At 61.8% G+C, this 18,032-nt stretch carries 17 protein-coding genes and 1 pseudogene; 16 read left to right on the plus strand and 2 right to left on the minus strand.

Features of this window, described 5'->3' with window-relative positions:
* Positions 1-48: 48 nt before the first annotated feature.
* The gene (gene fhuF / locus AC788_RS07245) at positions 49-798 is read left to right on the plus strand and encodes a siderophore-iron reductase FhuF (RefSeq protein ID WP_049859994.1); all 750 of its coding nucleotides are present in this window, start codon (positions 49-51) and stop codon (positions 796-798) included.
* A 19-nt stretch (positions 799-817) separates the two neighbouring features.
* Here the strand turns inward: fhuF and AC788_RS07250 are convergent, their stop codons facing one another.
* A complete protein-coding gene (locus tag AC788_RS07250; RefSeq protein WP_049859995.1) occupies positions 818-1,585 on the minus strand; it encodes an ATP-binding cassette domain-containing protein in 768 nt (255 codons plus the stop codon).
* Between the two features lie 371 nt (positions 1,586-1,956).
* On the opposite strand from AC788_RS07250, the gene AC788_RS07255 reads away from it, so the two are divergent.
* The 4 genes from AC788_RS07255 to AC788_RS07270 are packed head-to-tail and all read left to right on the plus strand — an operon-like array spanning position 1,957 to position 5,983.
* The gene (locus AC788_RS07255) at positions 1,957-2,949 is read left to right on the plus strand and encodes a TRAP transporter substrate-binding protein (protein WP_049859996.1); all 993 of its coding nucleotides are present in this window, start codon (positions 1,957-1,959) and stop codon (positions 2,947-2,949) included.
* Positions 2,950-2,951: 2 nt separating this feature from the next.
* A complete protein-coding gene (locus AC788_RS07260) occupies positions 2,952-3,446 on the plus strand; it encodes a TRAP transporter small permease (RefSeq protein WP_049859997.1) in 495 nt (164 codons plus the stop codon).
* Complete coding sequence (locus AC788_RS07265) at positions 3,443-4,729, plus strand: TRAP transporter large permease (RefSeq protein ID WP_049859998.1); 1,287 nt, start codon at positions 3,443-3,445, stop codon at positions 4,727-4,729. The genes AC788_RS07260 and AC788_RS07265 overlap by 4 nt, the downstream gene beginning before the upstream one ends.
* 27 nt (positions 4,730-4,756) lie before the next feature.
* A complete protein-coding gene (locus AC788_RS07270; RefSeq protein ID WP_049860212.1) occupies positions 4,757-5,983 on the plus strand; it encodes an aminotransferase class III-fold pyridoxal phosphate-dependent enzyme in 1,227 nt (408 codons plus the stop codon).
* On the opposite strand, the gene AC788_RS07275 is transcribed toward AC788_RS07270, so the two are convergent.
* Complete coding sequence (locus tag AC788_RS07275; protein ID WP_049859999.1) at positions 5,956-6,837, minus strand: LysR substrate-binding domain-containing protein; 882 nt, start codon at positions 6,835-6,837, stop codon at positions 5,956-5,958. The genes AC788_RS07270 and AC788_RS07275 overlap by 28 nt on opposite strands.
* 435 nt (positions 6,838-7,272) lie before the next feature.
* Here AC788_RS07275 and AC788_RS07280 point away from each other — a divergent pair, with 435 nt between their 5' ends.
* The 11 genes and pseudogenes from AC788_RS07280 (at position 7,273) to AC788_RS07325 (ending at position 18,001) form a co-directional block, all read left to right on the plus strand.
* Positions 7,273-7,938 carry an amino acid ABC transporter permease gene (locus AC788_RS07280; RefSeq protein WP_049860000.1) on the plus strand — a complete coding sequence of 222 codons (666 nt, stop codon included), beginning with the start codon at positions 7,273-7,275 and terminating at the stop codon, positions 7,936-7,938.
* Positions 7,919-8,578: an amino acid ABC transporter permease gene (locus AC788_RS07285; protein WP_049860001.1), complete on the plus strand. Its 660-nt coding sequence runs from the start codon at positions 7,919-7,921 to the stop codon at positions 8,576-8,578. The genes AC788_RS07280 and AC788_RS07285 overlap by 20 nt, the downstream gene beginning before the upstream one ends.
* Positions 8,575-9,336 (plus strand): amino acid ABC transporter ATP-binding protein, encoded by a 762-nt coding sequence (locus AC788_RS07290; protein WP_049860002.1) that lies wholly within the window; start codon positions 8,575-8,577, stop codon positions 9,334-9,336. Before AC788_RS07285 ends, AC788_RS07290 begins: the two co-directional genes overlap by 4 nt.
* Positions 9,333-10,208 (plus strand): transporter substrate-binding domain-containing protein, encoded by an 876-nt coding sequence (locus AC788_RS07295; protein ID WP_049860003.1) that lies wholly within the window; start codon positions 9,333-9,335, stop codon positions 10,206-10,208. Before AC788_RS07290 ends, AC788_RS07295 begins: the two co-directional genes overlap by 4 nt.
* Positions 10,209-10,380: 172 nt before the next feature.
* A pseudogene (locus AC788_RS21965) lies at positions 10,381-10,686 on the plus strand (TonB-dependent receptor); the annotation flags it as partial.
* A gap of 527 nt (positions 10,687-11,213) precedes the next feature.
* Positions 11,214-12,131, plus strand: coding sequence for an ABC transporter substrate-binding protein (locus AC788_RS07300; protein ID WP_049860004.1), 918 nt, complete (start codon positions 11,214-11,216; stop codon positions 12,129-12,131).
* The gene (locus AC788_RS07305) at positions 12,131-13,297 is read left to right on the plus strand and encodes a phosphotransferase enzyme family protein (protein ID WP_049860005.1); all 1,167 of its coding nucleotides are present in this window, start codon (positions 12,131-12,133) and stop codon (positions 13,295-13,297) included. The genes AC788_RS07300 and AC788_RS07305 overlap by 1 nt, the downstream gene beginning before the upstream one ends.
* Positions 13,294-14,166, plus strand: a complete 873-nt coding sequence (locus tag AC788_RS07310; RefSeq protein WP_049860006.1) for a sulfurtransferase — start codon at positions 13,294-13,296, stop codon at positions 14,164-14,166. The genes AC788_RS07305 and AC788_RS07310 overlap by 4 nt, the downstream gene beginning before the upstream one ends.
* 118 nt (positions 14,167-14,284) lie before the next feature.
* A complete protein-coding gene (locus AC788_RS07315; RefSeq protein WP_049860007.1) occupies positions 14,285-16,498 on the plus strand; it encodes a TonB-dependent siderophore receptor in 2,214 nt (737 codons plus the stop codon).
* A 64-nt stretch (positions 16,499-16,562) separates the two neighbouring features.
* The gene (pnuC, locus tag AC788_RS07320; protein ID WP_049860008.1) at positions 16,563-17,150 is read left to right on the plus strand and encodes a nicotinamide riboside transporter PnuC; all 588 of its coding nucleotides are present in this window, start codon (positions 16,563-16,565) and stop codon (positions 17,148-17,150) included.
* Positions 17,151-17,251: 101 nt separating this feature from the next.
* The gene (locus tag AC788_RS07325; RefSeq protein WP_049860009.1) at positions 17,252-18,001 is read left to right on the plus strand and encodes a UTRA domain-containing protein; all 750 of its coding nucleotides are present in this window, start codon (positions 17,252-17,254) and stop codon (positions 17,999-18,001) included.
* Positions 18,002-18,032 lie beyond the last annotated feature (31 nt).

Consider the following 18,032-nt stretch of genomic DNA (forward strand, 5'->3'; position numbering starts at 1 on the left):
GTGAATGATGCTGTTTCTCATTCACATGACCACAGGTGCCAGGGGCTGATGATAGAAGTGCTTGCGCCGCTGTTTCGCGGCGATTTCGAAGCCTACCGGGACGTGTTGGTGCTGGCCGACGATCCGCGGCCAGCTACGGTGTACGACGAGCTGCTGGCGCCCGATGCCTTCGCTGAGCTTCAGCGGCGATTCGGTCAGCGCTACAGCGGCGACGATCGCCGTGCCTGGGTGTCGTTGTGGGCCAAACACTACATCGTCAAGCTGTTGCCGCCGGTGATGGGCGCCACGTTGCTGTTGCGCTGGCGCCTGCCGCTGGGGCTGGCCGATACGGCCTTGTTGCTGGACGAAGGCGCGCTGCCCCAGGGCTTTCGTCTGAGCGACAAAGGCGCGCCGTTCGCCGCCGATGTGAACGAGCCGTTCGAGCTGTTCGCAGGCCTGCTCGACGATCACCTGCAGCCGTTGTTCCAGGCCATGGCCAGCCAGACCAAGCTGTCGCCCAAGGTGCTGTGGAGCAACGCCGGCAACTACTTCGAAAACCTGCTCAACCTGATGGCCAAGGCCGGCATGCCTGCCGAACGCCTGGCGCCGGGCCGCGCTCTGCTGGAAACCAAGACACGCCCCGATGGCACCCGCAACCCGCTGTTCCAGCCGGTGCGCTACCTGCCCATCGACGACGCCAGCGGCCAACCCACCTTGCGCCGCGAGCGCAAGGTCTGCTGCGTGCGTTATCTCTTGCCCGAGCTCGAGCTGTGCGGCAATTGCCCGCTGAAGGTGAATCCCGCCAGGGTACCGGCGTGATTCAGTCCGGCATCGGCACTCAGTAATGGAAGCTGATCGCCGAGCCATCGCCCGGATGCGCCATGACCCCCATGCGGATGCCGTAGATCGACTCCAGCACTTCAGCGTTCATCAGCTCAGCCGGTGGCCCCTGAACGAGTAGCCGCCCGCTGTGCAACGCGACCAGGTGATCGCAGTAACGCGCGGCCATGTTGATCTCGTGCAGCACCACGACCACGCCCAGGTCCAGCTTGTGGCTCAGTTCACGGATCAGGCCCAGCACTTCGATCTGATGAGCGATGTCCAGCGCCGAGGTCGGTTCATCGAGCAACAGGTAGCGGCTGTTCTGCGCCAGCAGCATGGCCAGCCAGACCCGCTGGCGTTCGCCGCCGGAGAGGTTGTCCACCAGGCGCTCGGCATAGGCGCGGGTGTGGGTCAGCTCCAGGGCCTGTTCGACCTGAGCATGGTCCTCTTCGCTCATGCGTCCCAGCGCGCCATGCCACGGATAGCGGCCAAAGCGCACCAGTTCACGGACGCTCAGGCCGTCGGCGGCCGGCAATTGCTGCGGCAGGTACGCCACCTGCCGGGCGAAGTCGCGGTTTTTCCAGTCCGCCAGGGGCACGCCATCGAGCTTGACCGTGCCCTGGCTGGCGGCTTGCTGGCGGGCCAGCAGCTTGATCAAGGTCGATTTGCCCGAGCCGTTGTGCCCGATCAGACCGATGATCTGGCCGTGGGGCAGGCTCAGGTCGAGGGGGTGCAGAAGGGTGCACTCGGGAATGCAGAAGGACGCGGCCTGCAACTCGAACATGGAAGGGTCCTGAAAAGAAAGACGCTAATCTAAACGAGATAAGAACCATTATCAAAGGGTGAGGATCGGATTGATTGCCATCCTGACCGGCTGTGAGCTGCAGCGAAATGAGCCTGGGTGAAGCCCAGAAAGCGATGCTCACGTGGTCGCGGCCGAGGTTTTACATCTGCTTGATCAGTGCGAGCTTGACCGGTGAGCGTTTGGCGCCCGGGGTCGATCCGACCAGGTTTTACGGGGGGATCCCACGCTTTCATAAATAATCGTATGGTCACATTTCGGATCTTAATCGCAAATAGCCATCGCTCGATTGACGCTCCAGCGACCTGTCGTGATTAATAGCTTCGACGCTATTTCACCCAGAGGTCGCCGCCATGTTCGGAACGTTTCCCCGCAAAAAACTCGCCCTCAGCGCCCTGACCGGCCTGGCGCTGCTTATCGGCGCGAACGGCGCGATGGCAGCGCAGACCTTGCGTCTGGCCCATGCCTCGAGCTCTGAAAGCCTGATCAACCAGGCCATGGTGCGTTTCGCCGCGCAGGTCAGTGAACAGACCAAAGGCGAGCTGAAAGTGCAGCTCTATCCGGACGGCCAGTTGGGTGACGAGGCCCCGATCGTCGATTCGGTCGGCGCCGGAGCGATCGATATCGGCCTGGGCGGTTCGACCGACGGCATCGACCCGCGCCTGAATGCCCTGTCGCTGCCTTTCCTGTTCAAGGACGCCGCTGCGGTCCATGCTTATCTGGATAGCCCGGCCGGCAAGAAATTCCTGACCATGGGCCAGGACCATGGCTTTGTGATGCTCTCGGCCCTAGACTCGGGCTTTCGCCAGTTCGCCAACAGCAAGCACCCGATCTTCAAGCCTGCTGACCTCAACGGTCTGAAGATCCGCACTCCGCCCAACCCGGTCATTCTGGCCACCATCAAACAGCTTGGCGCCCTGGGCCAGTCGATCCCGTTCGGCGAGGTCTACACCTCGTTGCAATCGGGCGTGGTGGACGGGGTCGAGCCTGAACTGCGGGATTTCTACGACCAGAAGTGGTTCGAAGTGGCCAAGAACGTCTCGGTGTCCAACTACGTGTGGTCTGCCAACTTCTGGTTCATCAACAAAGACCGTTACGAAGGCCTGGACGACAGCGAACGTGCCGCGCTGGACAAAGCCGTCGTTGACGCTACCGCCTGGTATCGCTCCCAGCTCGAAGCGGTCTACGCGAAGATCAAGACCGAAATGGAAGCCAAGGGCGTGAAGTTCAACGAGGTCGACACCGGCCCGTTCCGCGAGCTGGCCGGCCCGGTCTACGCCCAGTTCGGCAAGGTCTGGGGTGAAGACTTCGTCAATCAGTTGCGTCGCGACGCCCAGGGCCAGTAACCATGTCTATTTCCCAACACCCGGACCTGCCGCCCAAGGGCTGGCCGGAGCGTACGTTGGCAGTGGCCGGGGCGGTCATGTTCACCGTGACCTTCCTGGCCATCCTGGCAGGAGTGTTCTCGCGCTATTTCAACCTGCATGGGTTCGAATGGTCATTCGAGATCGCCACCCTCGGCTTCATCTGGGTGACCTTCATCGGCACCGTGATTGCCGAGATCCGCCATGAAAACGTGCGCTTCCAAGGCCTGGTCAACCTGTTGCCAGCCCCTGTGCAGCGAGGCCTGGACGCCTTCGCCAGCCTCGCTTTGCTGAGCATCAGCGGCTGGTTGCTGTACAGCGGCAGTGCGTTCATCGCGCGCACCGGTTGGGCGCCGACGCCGGTGCTGCGCTGGCCGGCGGGCCTGAGCTCGGCAGCGCTGGTCAGTGCCGCCGCCATGCTTGCCGTCCTTGCGCTGATCCGCCTGATCCGCCTGACTCGTAGCGGAGTTCGCCCATGACCGTCCTGATCTTGTTCCTGGCATTCGTGTGCCTGTTGCTCGCCGGTCTACCGGTGGTGTGGGCCATGGCGGGTGGCACCATTGCCGCCTTGCTGTTCGGCGATCTGCACCTGCCATTGGCCTGGCTCGCCCAGCAAACCCTGCGCGGCGCCGACTCGTCCACCCTCGCGTCAATCCCATTGTTCCTGCTGGCGGGCGAGTTGATGAACCGCGGCGGGCTCACCCTGCGCATCATGCGTGTTGCCGAGCATTGCTTCGGTCGCCTGCGCGGCGGTCTGGGCCTGGTCAACGTTGCCACCGCCTTTGTCTATGGCGGCCTCACCGGCTCGGCCACCGCTGACACGGGCACCGTGGCCAAGGTGATGATCCCGGTGATGGAGGAGCGGGGCTATCCGCGGGCCTTCGCTGCCGCGGTGACCGCTGCGTCCGGCACTCTGGGCATCATCGTTCCGCCCAGCGTGATTCTGATCATGTTCGGCGTGCTGACCAACACCTCCATCGGCGGCCTGTTCATGGCCGGGGTCATCCCGGGCGTCATGCTGGCGGCGGTGTTCATGGTGACGGCGTATGTGGTCGGCGTTCGCGAACACTTTCCAAAGGTCGAGGGCAAGATGGACTGGGCCGAACTGCGCCGAGACTTGCTGGGTGCCTTGCCGGCGTTGCTGATGCCGATCATGGTGCTGGGCTCGATCGTGACCGGCTTTGCCACGGCTACCGAGGCCGCCTCGCTGTCGGTGCTTTACGCGCTGGCGGTGGGCACCGTGATCTACCGACAGTTGGGCTGGCGTGATCTGTTCCCTGCTGTGACCGAAGCGGTGACGATTACCGGCTCGGTGATGATCATCATGGCCGTGGCCATGCCGTTCGGCTGGATACTGACCTTCGAACTGGTACCGCACACCGTGGCGTCGTGGATCGTCGATATGCACACTGGGCCGTTGATGACCATTCTGCTGGTGATTCTGGTGCTCAAGGTGGTGGGCTTCTGGCTCGATCTGGGCCCTGCAATGATCATCCTCGCGCCGATCCTGGTCCCCGTGGCGAAGGCCGCCGGTTTCGAGCCGTACCAGATCGGCCTGATCTTCACCATGACGCTGGGCTGGGGACTGTTCACACCGCCCATCGGCACCAATATCTTCGTGGTGTGCAACGTCGGTCGCATCGAAATCGGTGCCGTATCGCGCCGGCTGATTCCGTTCTGGATCGCCACCGCATTCGCCATCGCTCTACTGGTCTTCTTCCCTGGCCTGACCCAGTGGCTGCCACGTGTCATGGGCTACTGAGCCCCCTCATTGTGTAGAGAAATGCAGATGAAACATTTGATCGGTGGAATTTCCAGCGGCGGCCGCGCTTTGCCTGAAATCGATGGCCAGGCCTTCGGTGTCGGCCGCAGTGAAGGGCCTTGGCTGTGGGATGAGCAGGGCGTGCGCTATGTCGATACCGCCATGGGCTTTGGCGCGACGATGCTAGGCCATGCCCAGGCCCAGGTCGTCGCGGCCAGCAGCGCCGCCCTGCGCAATGGCCCGATGCCCTCGTTCGCGCATGCCGACGAAGAGAGTGCCGCCGCGGCGCTGGCCCGCTTCACTGGTGAGCTCAGCCAGGTGATCTTCGTCAACACCGGCAGTGAAGCGGTGCACTTGGCTTGCCGAACCGCTCGGGTAGTCACCGGCCGCACCCGCATTGCCAAGTTCGCCGCGGGTTACGACGGCTGGTACGACGCGGTGGCCTTTGGCAACGCCGGGCAACCGGCGGCGCTGATGGCGGGTAACGAGCGCCCTGAACAGGACGGCATGCTGCTGTTGCGCTATAACGATTTCGCTGATGCCGAGCAGTTGTTCCGCGATTGCAGCGACATCGCCGCCGTGGTGGTGGAGCCGGTGTTGGCCAATGCCGGCTGCATTGTGCCGGCGCCAGGCTATCTGAAGCATCTCAGCGACCTGGCCCACGCCAACGGCGCGTTGGTGATCCTCGACGAAGTCTTGATGGGGCTGCGCCTGCATCCTGGTCTGAGCGGTACCCTGCTGGGCGCCGAAGCGGACCTGGCCACCGTCGGCAAAGCCATCGGCAGCGGAGTGCCGGTGGCCGCCCTGGTGGGCAAGCCGCAGTACATGGAGTTGTTCGAGCAGGGCAAGATCATCCGTGCGGGGACTTACAGCGGCGCGCCGCCGGCGTGCGCAGCGGTACTGGCCACGTTGAAACAGTTGGCGAGCGCTGACTACCCGGCTCTGCTTGCGCGTGGTGACAAGCTGCGCGCCGATCTGGTGGCTGCGTTTGCGCAGAAGGGGATAGCGGTCAGCACCACCGGCTACGGCTCGGTGTTCACCTTGTGGCGTTCTGCAACACCACCGCTCACCTACGCCGAAGCCGTGCAGGTGGCTGACAGCGACTGGACCCTCGCCCTGCACAAGGCCTTGCGTCGCCAGGGCGTGATGACCATGCCGTTCGCCTTTGGCCGGGTCTACCTGACTTTCGCCCACGACGACGAGGCCCTGCAGATGCTGCTCGACGGCTACAAGGCCGCAATCGCCTTGCTCTGAGGCGCACTCGCCGCCCGGAATCGGTCAAGGACGAAGTGGGCCAGGCGGCGAGTGTTGAGCAAGGCATGCTCGGGCATCAGCAACGCCAGTTCGATGCTCGGCAGTTCCGGAAACTGCTCGCCGCGCAGAATTCGCCAGCCCGGCGGCACCACGGACGCCGGCAGCACCGTGACCGCCGTACCCAAACGCACAGCATGCATCACGCCAGGTAGATGCGATGAGGAACTGACCACCCGCCACGGCGTACCGAGGCGGTCCAGTGCTTCGATGATCTGCGGCCTTGCCCGGCAACTGTCGGTGAACAACGACAACGGCAGGGTGCGTTGCTGTTCGGGAAAGTGTTCTGGCGATGCGCACCACAGCATCGGTTCGCAGCGCAGCAGCTCGCCCTGCAGCTTGCCATTGGCACGGGTGATGATGGCGATATCGATGCTGCCTTCGGCAATCATCGCTTCCAGACGCGAGGAAAAATCACAGATGATTTCCACCTGAAGATGAGGATGACGCTGCGTGAACGCCTGCATCAGTTCACAGCCCAGGGTCTCCAGGTAATCATCCGGCATGCCGATGCGGATGCGTGTGGCTTCCTGGCCACATTCGAGGGCCGTGAGTGCCTCATCTTCGAGCATCTGAATGCGCCGCGCATAGCCGATCAGGCGTTCGCCATGTTCGGTCAGGGTCACTCCGCGACGTGAGCGCTCCAGCAATTTGCGGCCGACCCTGGCCTCCAGCCGACCGAGCATCAGGCTCACGGCCGCTTGTGTCTTGCCGATCCGCTCACCGGCGGCGGTGAAACCGCCGTAATCAATGACCGCAACGAAGGCGGCAAGACAGTCTGTGTCGAGATGGCGCATGGGGCAGGGTCCCTCGGTGAAAAGACAGCGGGCTGACGTGATCATGCACGTTTCATTCCGACACCTTCATCGCTCGTCTTATCGCAGTGGTCAGGTCGCGTTCAGCTCTGCTTCCTGCCTGTCCAGACATCCCCGCTCGTGCTCACGCCTCAGGCCTCGGTGGGTTTCAGCATCACAGTGTTACCTTTCATGACAGGCTATCGCCTCGGTAACGTTGATTGAGGTTGCCATCAAGGCACCGGTCAGCAAAACGGGCGCCATGGGAACCAGAAGAAGTCCGCTACCTGAGGAACAGCTGGCGATCGCTGTCTAAGCTTATGTTTATTCAGTATTAATTGGATCTGGAACGGTCGATTACACTCACCGCCCGCACGTCATACGCAGGCGCCTTCCGATGTTCGCTTTGTCCATTTCCAACGGTTTGAAGGTCGGACGATGACTTTCGACTACGCGTTTGCGCTGTCTACGCTTCCCGCCTTCGTGCAGGCAGTTGGGGTCACTCTGCAGGTCGGTTTGATAGCCATCCTGAGTTCACTCGCCGTTGCGGTGCTCAATGCGGCCATCGCCACGTTCAAGGTTCCGCTGCTGCATCGGCTGGTGCCGCTGTACGTCGAACTCGCCCGCAACACACCGCTGTTGATCCAGCTGTTCTTCATCTATTTCGCCTTGCCCGCTCTGGGCGTACGGATTTCCGGTTTCGCGGCGGCCGTCATTGCCATGACGTTCATGGGGGGTGCGTACCTGACCGAGATCCTGCGTGCCGGTATTGAAGCGGTGCCCAAGGCGCAAATCGAGTCGGGGCTGTCCATCGGTTTGTCGCGCTGGCAGCTGCTGCGCCACGTGATCCTGCCCCAGGCAGGCATTCTCAGCTTGCCTGCGCTGTTCGCCAACTTCGTGTTCCTGCTCAAGGAAACCACGGTGGTGTCAGCCGTTGCCGTGCCGGAAATTCTCTACACCACCAAGAGCTACATCGCCCTGTATTACAAGACCTACGAGATGCTGGCGGTGATGACCGGCCTGTGTGTGTTGCTGTTCTTGCCGCTGTCGTTGCTGCTGGGTCTGCTGGAAAGGAGGCTCCAACATGGCCAGTTCGGGTCTTGAGTTGCTCTGGGTATCGGCACCGCAACTGCTCACCGGGGCCGGTCGCACCTTGGGTATTTCCGCATTGGCGATCCTGTTCAGCAGTATCGGCGGCCTGCTCTATGGCGTGCTGCGCAGCCTCGGCAAACGCTGGTTGGACGTGCCGCTGAGGGTCTACCTGGAGCTGTTTCGCGCCATTCCGGTACTGGTCTGGTTGTACCTGTTCTTCTTTGGCCTGCCGATCTTCTTCGGCGTCAGCCTGCCTGCGTTCTGGTGCGCGGTGCTGGTGCTGTCGCTGTGGGGCGCCAGCGAGATTGGGGAGGTCGTGCGCGGTGCGCTGCGTTCCATACCCCGCGGGCAGCGCGAAGCGGGCCTGGCCATCGGCCTGGGCCTGGGCCAGTTGTACGGCCGGGTATTGCTGCCCCAGGCGCTCAAGCGCCTTACCCCGCCGGTCATCAACGTTTGCACTCGTTTGCTCAAGACCAGCTCGCTGGCGGTACTGATCGGCGTTGTCGACATTACCAAGGTCGGCCAGCAGATCATCGAGCGCACCTACGAATCGGTGCTGATCTACGGATTTCTGTTCGTCTTCTTTTTTATCGTCTGCTATCCGCTGTCGGCCGCCTCCCGCGTGCTCGAACGGCGCTGGAATCACGCATGAGTGCATTGATCGAACTCGCAAGCTTCAGCAAGAAATTCGCCGACACACCAGTGTTGACCGACATCGATCTGCGCGTGAGCGAAGGCGAAGTGGTGGTGATCCTTGGCCCCAGCGGTTGTGGCAAGAGTACCTTGCTGCGCTGCCTGAACGGCCTGGAGCTGGGTCACAGCGGCACCTTCACTTTCGATGGCCAGCGACTGCCCGCCAATGCCGACTGGCGCCGGGTGCGTCAGCAGATCGGCATGGTGTTCCAGAGCTACCACCTGTTTCCGCACATGACCGTGTTGCAGAACGTGCTGCTGGGGCCGCTGCAGGTACAGAAGCGCGATGCCCAGGAGGCGCGGCAGCAGGCCGAGGCGCTGCTGGCTCGGGTTGGCCTGGCCGAGCGCGCCAACGCCTACCCCCGCGAGCTCTCGGGCGGCCAGCAGCAGCGGATCGCCATCGTACGAGCGCTGTGCATGAACCCTAAGGTCATGCTGTTCGACGAAGTCACTGCTGCGCTGGATCCGGAAATGGTCAAGGAAGTCCTGGAGGTGATCCTCGATCTGGCGCAGGGCGGCATGACCATGCTCATCGTCACCCACGAAATGGCCTTCGCCCGGGCGGTGGCCGACTGCATTCTGTTCATGGACCGCGGCCGCATCGCGGAACAGAACGATCCCGAAACCTTCTTCAGCGCCCCGCAGACCGCACGCGCGCAGCAGTTCCTGGAAAGGTTTTCCTACGTAGAAAACATGCCGAAAAGGAAAGCATCGTGAACTTCAAATCTGCCCTGGTTCTACCCGTACTCGCCCTTGGACTGCTGGCCGGTTGCGACAAACCGGCCGAGCCCAAGGCCGCCACCCCGGCCGCGACGGCGAAGCCTGCCACCAGCTACCTGGAAACCATCAAGGCCCGCGACAAGCTGATCGTCGGGGTATTCAGCGACAAACCGCCCTTTGGTTTCGTTAACGAGCAAGGCGAATACGTCGGGTTCGACACCGACCTGGGCAAGCGCTTCGCCAAGGACCTGCTGGGCGACGAGAAGAAAATCGAGTTCGTCAGCGTCGAGCCGGCCAGCCGCATACCGTTTCTGCAAAGTGACAAGGTCGACCTGATCCTGGCCAACATGACCGTGACACCCGAGCGCAGCCAAGTGGTGGACTTCACCAACCCCAACCTGCGGGTGGCCGTGCAGGCGCTGGTGGCCGATGCCAGCAGCGTCCAGAAGCTCGATGACCTGGCCGACAAGACCACCATCGTCACCACCGGCACCACGGCCGATCTGTGGTTGACCAAGAACCACCCGGACTGGAAGTTGCTGAAGTTCGAAAAGAACTCCGAATCACTGCAGGCCCTGGCCAGCGGCCGCGGCGATGCCTACGCCCAGGACAACCTGGTGCTGTTCAACTGGGCCAAGCAGAACCCCGGCTATCGCGTGCTTGCCGAGAAGCTGGGTGACGAAGCGCCTATCGCGCCGGCCGTGAAGAAGGGCAACACCGAGTTGCGCGACTGGGTGAACGAGGAGTTGGCAAAGCTTGGCGAAGAGAAAGCCCTGCTCAAGCTTTATGACCAGTACGTGCGCAAGGACTTGCCAACGGACACCGATCCCAATCTGGTCATCGTTGAAGGGGGTCATTGGAAGCCTTGAGGGCAGTCCACATGGATCTTTCGCGTCCTCCTGGGGGAGGGCGATCCTCGTTTGGATGTCTTCCCCCTGCGGGAGCACCGCGCACTAGCCATAGGCCTAAACGTTATTTCAGATCGATGATTGGTAGCCTTAAGCTATATTCCATCCGACCGCCGAAGTTGACTTATCAAGGAATGGCGGACAGGTATCGGCCAAGTACGGCAGCTACAAGAACGGCGACGGGATCCAGCGCCAGCTCAGCGGCAACACCGGCTTCGCCCTGGGTGATCGCGGCTTCGTCAATTTGACGGCAGAAGGCGCCGACAACGACTACACCAACCGTGCCGGTCACGATTACCGGACCGCCAGCATTGGTTCCGCCACATAGGGCCAGCGGGTGTTCCGTCAGGGCGAGCCTTCTACCGACGAAGGCAAGCTGTGGCTCAACACGCCCTACGGCTACAGCGGGGCGTTCTACTACGCCAAAGTCGGTTACAGCTAGTAGTGGGCAGGCCCGCAGCGTTTCAAGTTGGGTTCACCTGCCCAGTGGGCTCAGTTCTGCCCCAGCTTGAACTTGATGTTCTGCAGCGGCCGCCATGAGAAAGAAGGAGGCGGTGAATAGCAACCCGGTTGGTTCGCCGGCGTTGCGTCGCAACGCACTGTGTAGCCATGGCTGCCGATCTCGCGACCGCCTTCACCGGTCCCTCTTTCACTATAGGCGGCACAGCCACCGAGCGTGACGAAAGCAAGTAGTGCAGCGACTTTATTCATTGTGGTTTCAGACTCCCTCGTCGACCTTGAAAAAGGCACGCGCGCTCTACCAGTGGGTCAGGTGCGTGGTGCCGATGCGCGGATCATACTTCACATCGAGCAGCCATGGCCTTTTTGCGGTCGCAGAAAGGTGCACCTGCCTGACAGCTATATCCATAGCGACAATCGATATTGGTATATACCAGATTTCACCGTTATAAATCGCCCACTCAAAAACAGCGCTCGCTATCGATGATGGCGAGCAGGAGCGTGGTGATGACTGGTGTACGGGTAATGCTCGAGTACTTCCATCCTTGGCCGAATTCGGCAGGCTTGTATCTGGCTCGCGAGCGGGGCTGGTACGCTGACGCAGGTCTGGATGTCGAGCTGATCGTGCACGACCCCTGGCGCGGCGATACCCTGGAACACCTGCTGGGCAAAGCCGTGCACTTCGGGATCTTTCCAAGCAATCGATTACTGGTGCGGCGTTCGCTGGGCCAGCCATTGCGCGGCCTTGCAGCCATCAATCACCGCGGCCTCGAGGCCATTCAGACCCTTACCGATTCCGGCATTTCCCGCCCCCGCGAGCTTCAAGGACGGCGCGTGGCGCTGAATCCGACTCCACGCGGATTGGCCATGGTTCGCCATCTGGTGAAAGCCGACGGGGGCGATCCTGACGCGGTGATCATTGTCGACAAGGGGGTGCGCGAGCTGCGTCCCGAGCAACTTGCAATGGGTGAAGCCGATGCCAGTTTTGGTGGTTACTGGGCGTGGGAGGCCCTGATGACCAGCGCCGTCGATGAAAGCCGTCGTATTGTCTGGCCAGTTGACGAGATCGGCGCACCGGCCTATCACAGCTACCTGCTGGGTGCCCATGAAGACCTGCTCGACAACGATCCCGACCTGATCAAGGCGTTTCTCAAGGCGACCGCCCGGGGCTTCATGGCAGCCGCGCAGGACCCGTTGAGCGCGTTACAGGCCTACGAGCAAGTGACACCCTACTTCCCCAGCGAGTTGCTGGCCCAGTCGCTACAACGCATTGCTCCGACATGGCTGCATGACGGCGCTTGGGGGACGCAGCGCCGAAGCCTGCTCGAACCCTATTCACACTGGCTGCATGAGCATCAGGTACTCAGCAACGCGGACGCTTGGCGCGGCGCTACCACCAACGCCTTTCTGCCGGAAACTGCCTGATGAGTGAAGCACATAATGTAGGCCACGGTGTGGGTCTGGAGCGGGTGCAGGCAGACTGGCCGGCGATCACGATCGAGGATGTCGAGCAGTTGCTCGGACGCTATGTGGCTCTGGACCAGGTTCGTGAACTGACGTGGCACAGCCCGCGACCCTTTTCCGCAGCCTGCCTGGTCAGCACCGAAGGCCAGCCGCTGTTCATCAAACGCCATCATCGCTCAGTGCGTGAACCGGCCTGGCTTCGCGAGGAGCATCGATTCATGGCGCACTTGCGCCAGCAGGGAACGCCGGTAGCCGAAGTCCTGGCCGACGCGCAGGGCGACACCGCCATTGCGCACGGGGAGTGGACGTACGAAGTTCACCGGGTCGCGCCAGGGCAGGATATCTACCGCGATGCCTTGTCATGGACGCCGTTCGCAGACTTGAACCATGCCTACACGGCAGGTGCAGCCTTGGCGCGCCTGCATGACGCTGCCGGCGATTATTCGGCCACCCCTCGACAGGCGTCAGTGCTGCTGGCCAATTTCCGCCTGTTCAGCCAGGCTGATCCGATCGCCGCAATTGAAGCCGCCGCTGCTGCCAATCCGGGGCTCGACGCGTATTTGAGGGGGCGCTGCTGGAAAGCGGATCTGCTCGAGCTGCACATGCCCTACCACCAGGCGTTGTACCCGCTGCTGGCAAACCAGACGCCACTGTGGACTCACAACGACTGGCACGCTTCGAATCTGCTATGGAGTGGGGATGCGGAAGATGCCCGGATCGCCAGCGTGCTCGACTTCGGATTGTCGGATCAGACGTTCGCGCTGTTCGATTTGGCCACTGCCATAGAGCGAAATGCCATTGCGTGGCTTGAGCAGGAAAAAGGCGAAACGGTGGTCGCGTCGTTGGAAACGGTGGACGCCATGCTGGCAGGCTATCAAAGCGTGCGGCGCCTGCTCTCCGAGGACCTGCTGACTCTGGCTGCGTTGTTGCCTTTGGTCCATGTCGATTTTGCCCTGTCGGAGGTTGCCTACTACCAAGGTATCGTGGGTTCCAGTGAAAACGCCGACGTTGCCTACGAGCGCTACCTGCTGGGCCACACGCAGTGGTTCGCAAGCAGTCACGGTCGGCAGTTGCTCGAACACCTGCGCCGGCGCGCCGCCGATCTGGAAGGGAGGCGCGATCGGTGAACAACACATCGGTACTCGTCACGGCCCGAGAGCTTCTCGGCCGGCTGGCGGATCCCCAACTGCTGATTCTCGATGCCACGGTCGAGCTGCTCGCGCCTCGCTTCGATGGCGATTATCGAGTGGACAGCGGACGTGCAGGCTGGCTGCAGAGCCACCTTCCCGGCGCACTGCACGCCGACCTCTATCAGGCCCTGAGCGACACCCAAGCGTCTTTCAGCTTCGCCTTGCCCACGGCCGCTGCGTTGAGCGCGGCCCTGGCGAAACTGGGTGTCAGTGCACGGCGACGCATCGTGGTGTACGACCGAAAGGACGGATTCTGGGCGGCACGCCTGTGGTGGATGCTGCGCAGCCTTGGCGTTCAGGCACAGGTGCTCGATGGCGGGATCCAGGCTTGGCGAAGGGCAGGATTACCCGAAGAGTGCGGACCCGTGCTGGCGCGACCGGCCATGTGGCAGAGCAGATTCGAGAAAGGTTTCTGGATCGATCGTGCCGGGGTAGAGGCGGTCATGGCAGGCGAGCAGCCAGGTACCCTGGTCTGTGCACTGTCGAGTGGGCTGTTCGATGGCACGGCTGTCACTCGATACGCCCGGCGCGGCCATATTCCCGGCAGTCGAAATCTGCCGGTCCGGATGCTCTTCGATGAGCAGGGGTGCTATCGGGCGACCCCCGCGTTGCGCAATGCATTGGAACCATTACTAGCATCCAAAGCGGCCCTGATTCTGTACTGTGGCGGCGGTATTTCCGCCGCCGCACAGGCTTTGGCGCTGACCTTGATCGGCTTCACGGATGTCCTGATCTATGACGGTTCTCTTCAGGAGTGGGCCGCCGACCTCAGCTTGCCAATGACCACCGGAGCAGCTCCGGCCTGACGCCTTCGGGTACTCGACATTCAATTCAGCTGGGCCGGGGCGTTCCTGCGTCTGCGGTTCATGCGCGACTGGCTGTCCGGCAATCGACCGGTAGCCGGTGGCCAGTCAAGGAGTTTCAATGGTCTTTTCGTATCGAACATCCCGGTTGCCTGCCGTCCGGTTTTCTCCAACCGTGCTCAGCGCTGGCCTCTTGATGACCTGTGGTATGAGCGGCAGTCTGTTGTCCACCGCGGCCTGGTCCGACGACTCGGACAATACCGTGGAGCTGCACGCTATCACGGTGGTCGGCGAGCAGGACACGGGATACCAGGCGCGCAAGGCAGCGGTAGGAGGCTTCGACTCTGCGCCCCTGATCGACTCGCCGTCATCGATTGCAGTGATTACCGAGCAGCGACTCAAGGATCAGCAGGCCCGCCTGCTCAGTGAAGTGCTACGCAATGACGCGTCGATAGGCGAAAGTTATGCGCCGGTTGGCTATTACGAAAACTTCGTGGTGCGAGGCTTCTCGCTCAACTCGGCGAGCAGCTACAAAATCAATGGCCGGACCATCACCGGCGAGCAGAACGTAGCGCTGGAAAACAAGCAGCAGGTTGAAGTACTCAAGGGGTTGGCCGGTTTGCAAAGCGGCGTGTCCGAGCCAGGCGGACTGGTGAACTATGTAAGCAAGCGCCCGGAGAACGTGCGCTCGGTGACGGTTTCCACCAACGAGCAGGGCGAGCGTTATCTGGCGACCGATCTGGGCGGCTGGTTCGGCAGCGAACAGCAGCTCGGGGTACGGACCAACCTGGCTCACGAAGACATTCGTTCCTACGTGGATCACGCCGACGGTAAACGCGACTTCGCGTCCCTGGCAGTGGACTGGAGCATCGACCCCAACAGCCTGTTGCAGCTCAACGCCGAGTATCAGAACCGCGAGCAGGGCTCTGTGCCGGGCTATCAATTGCTGGGCGGAACCACGCTGCCCCATGGCGTGAATCCCAAGGACCGATTGGCCTATCAGAGCTGGGCCAATCCGGTCGGTATCGAGTCGCTGAATCTGGATGGGCTGTACGAATACCGCTTCAACGATGCCTGGAAAGCCAGCTTCAGTGCCTCGCGCAGTCGGGTTGTGATCGACGACTACAGCGCCTTCGCCTGGGGCTGCTACGGTTCGGCCAGCTGCGCCAGTGCAACGGTGCCGAACTACTTCAGCCCGGAGGGTGAGTACGACATTTCCGATTATCGCAGCCCTGATGACACCCGCCGCAATGACGAAGCTCAGTTGGCGCTCAACGGCCAGTTCGATACCGTTTCCCTTCAACATGACCTGACCGTGGGCACCAGCGCGTTGCGCCGACTGATCGATCGTCGATCACTGGTCAATGTCACGGTGGGAAGCGGCGTCATCGGCACCACGCCGGTGACGTTCGAACCTTATTCGGGGGAGCTGGGACATACCTATCGGCGGCTGGACAGTCGTCAATATGGTCTCTTCGCCACTGACCGCATCACCTTGAACGAGCAATGGCAGACCGTGCTCGGGGGGCGTCAGACACGACTGGATGAAGAAACCTACGACGCCGACGGCGCAACCACCCGGCATACCCAGCGCTCCGAGTTCCTGCCACAGGCAGCGCTGATCTACAAACCGGCGGCGAACACCTCGTTGTATGTCAGCTACAGCAAAGGTCTGTCGTTGGGTACCGAGGCCTCCTGGTTCAGCACCAATGCCGAAGAAATCCTGCCACCCACCCGGTCCCGACAGATCGAACTGGGCCTCAAGCACGACTGGCAAAGCTTGAGCCTGACCGCTGCACTGTTCCAGATCACCCAGGATTTCCAGTACACGCGCCCCAACGACGACGGCACGTTCACCTACGTGCAGCAAGGCAAGCAGAAAAATACCGGGCTGGAGCTATCGGCTAATGGCCATGTGTCGTCCAATCTGCAAATAGCGGCCAGCGTTGCCGCCATCCGGGCGCGGGTGGTCGACAGCGGTACCGACACTTACGACGGCCACCAAGCCATCAACGTCCCAAAAGTGCGTGCCAGCCTGCAAGGCGATTACAACCTGCCCGGTTTCAATGGCCTGGCACTGCTGGGTGGCGTGCAGTACAGCGCCAGCAAATATGCCAATCGTGAGGGCAGCGCCAAGGCCGATGGTTACACGGTGTTCAATGTCGGGGGGCGCTACAGCACCAAGGTCGAAGGCTACGACACCGTGCTGCGCCTGACCGTCGATAACCTGTTCGACAAACGCTACTGGCGCGATGTCGGCGAGTTCATGGGCGATGGCTATCTATTCCCAGGCGCGCCACGCACCGCCCGGCTCTCGGCCACGGTCAATTTCTAAGGATTTTCAGGATACGCATTCAAGGCAGCGCAGATGATGGCTGCCTCTCACCGAGGGATAAACGATGTCAACTTTGGAAATCGTCGCCGTGATCATCAATATCCTCGGCGTATGGCTGACCACTCAGCGCATACGCTGGTGCTGGCCGGTGAGCGTTGTGGCGGTAGTGTTGTACGCGTGGATCTTCTATGACGCAAAGCTGTATTCCGACACACTGTTACAGGTGGTTTTCGCCTTCCTTCAGGGCTATGGCTGGTGGCGCTGGAGCAAGGGCGGTCTGGATCACGGCAGGGTTCATGTCGCGCGTCTGACGTCTCGCGAGTTGTTGATGAGCCTGTTCGCCGGCGTACTGGGCGCCGTATTTCTGGGTGCCGTCATGTCGAGCTTCACCGACGCTGCCGTGCCGTGGCTGGATGCGTGCCTCACGGCGTTCAGCCTGGTCGCCAGCGTCTGGGCCGCGCGCAAATATTTATCTTCCTGGCTGTTGTGGATTGTCCTGGATAGCCTGTACGTAGCCATGTACCTGCATAAAGGGTTGCATCTGACCGCTGGTCTCTACGCTGGCTTTGTCGTGCTGGCGCTCTACGGGTATCGCGCATGGCGACGCGATCTGCTGAGCCAGGAATCTCGCAGCCCCGCATCGGGTGCCTGAAGATCGCCCAGAAGTACGCTTTACACGTAAGATCGTGACGGTTGGTGTATCCAAGCAGTCGGCCACCCGGCCGTTCGTTCTTACCGCCCATGGATGTGTGAATGCCTTTCGATCCTGTATCACCTCATTACCTGCGGATTCGAGATGAGATCGCGCAGGATATGGCCGGCGGAGTGCCGCCGGCCGATCACAAGTTCGCGCCGGAGCGCGAGATGGCCGAGCGCTTCGGCTGCACTCGGGTCACCTTGCGCCAGGCGTTGCAGCAGCTTGAAGCCGAAGGTCTGGTGTATCGAGAAAACCGGCGTGGCTGGTTCGTCAGCCCGCAACGAATCCGCTACGACCCCACTCGGATCACTGGATTCATGGAGTACGTGGCGGCCCAGGGCCGTACGCCGTTGACCGAATGCCTGCAGGCCGAACTGCGTCCAGCCGGAAGTTGGCTGGCCAGCCGCATGGGACTGGCCTCGATCCAGGAGCCGGTGTTCCATCTGCAGCGTCGTCGCTGGGTGGATCGGCGTCCTGTCCTTTTGGAATTCAACACGCTGGTGGCCAGTTGGTGCCCAGGGCTGCTCGAAGTCGATCTCAACACGTCTCTGACACGCCTGCTCAAAGAACGCTTCGGGCGTGTTCAGTCACGCTGTGAGTTGGTCATGCAGACGGGCACGGTGAATGAACAGCAGGCGGAGCTGCTGCAGCTGACCGTAGGGTCTGCGAGCTTGTACCTCGAACGCCTCAATTTCGCCGAGCACGATCAGCCGGTCGAATTCGATCAGGAGTTCTGGCGGCCAGACGCGCTTTCTGTAGTGATGGAGACTCGCTACCAGGCTGACGGCCCCGTCGCTGATCAGTGATCAGTGATCAGTGATCAGTCCAGCGGGGCGT

This window comes from Pseudomonas sp. RIT-PI-a (genome assembly GCF_001187875.1).
Lineage (GTDB): Bacteria > Pseudomonadota > Gammaproteobacteria > Pseudomonadales > Pseudomonadaceae > Aquipseudomonas > Aquipseudomonas coleopterorum.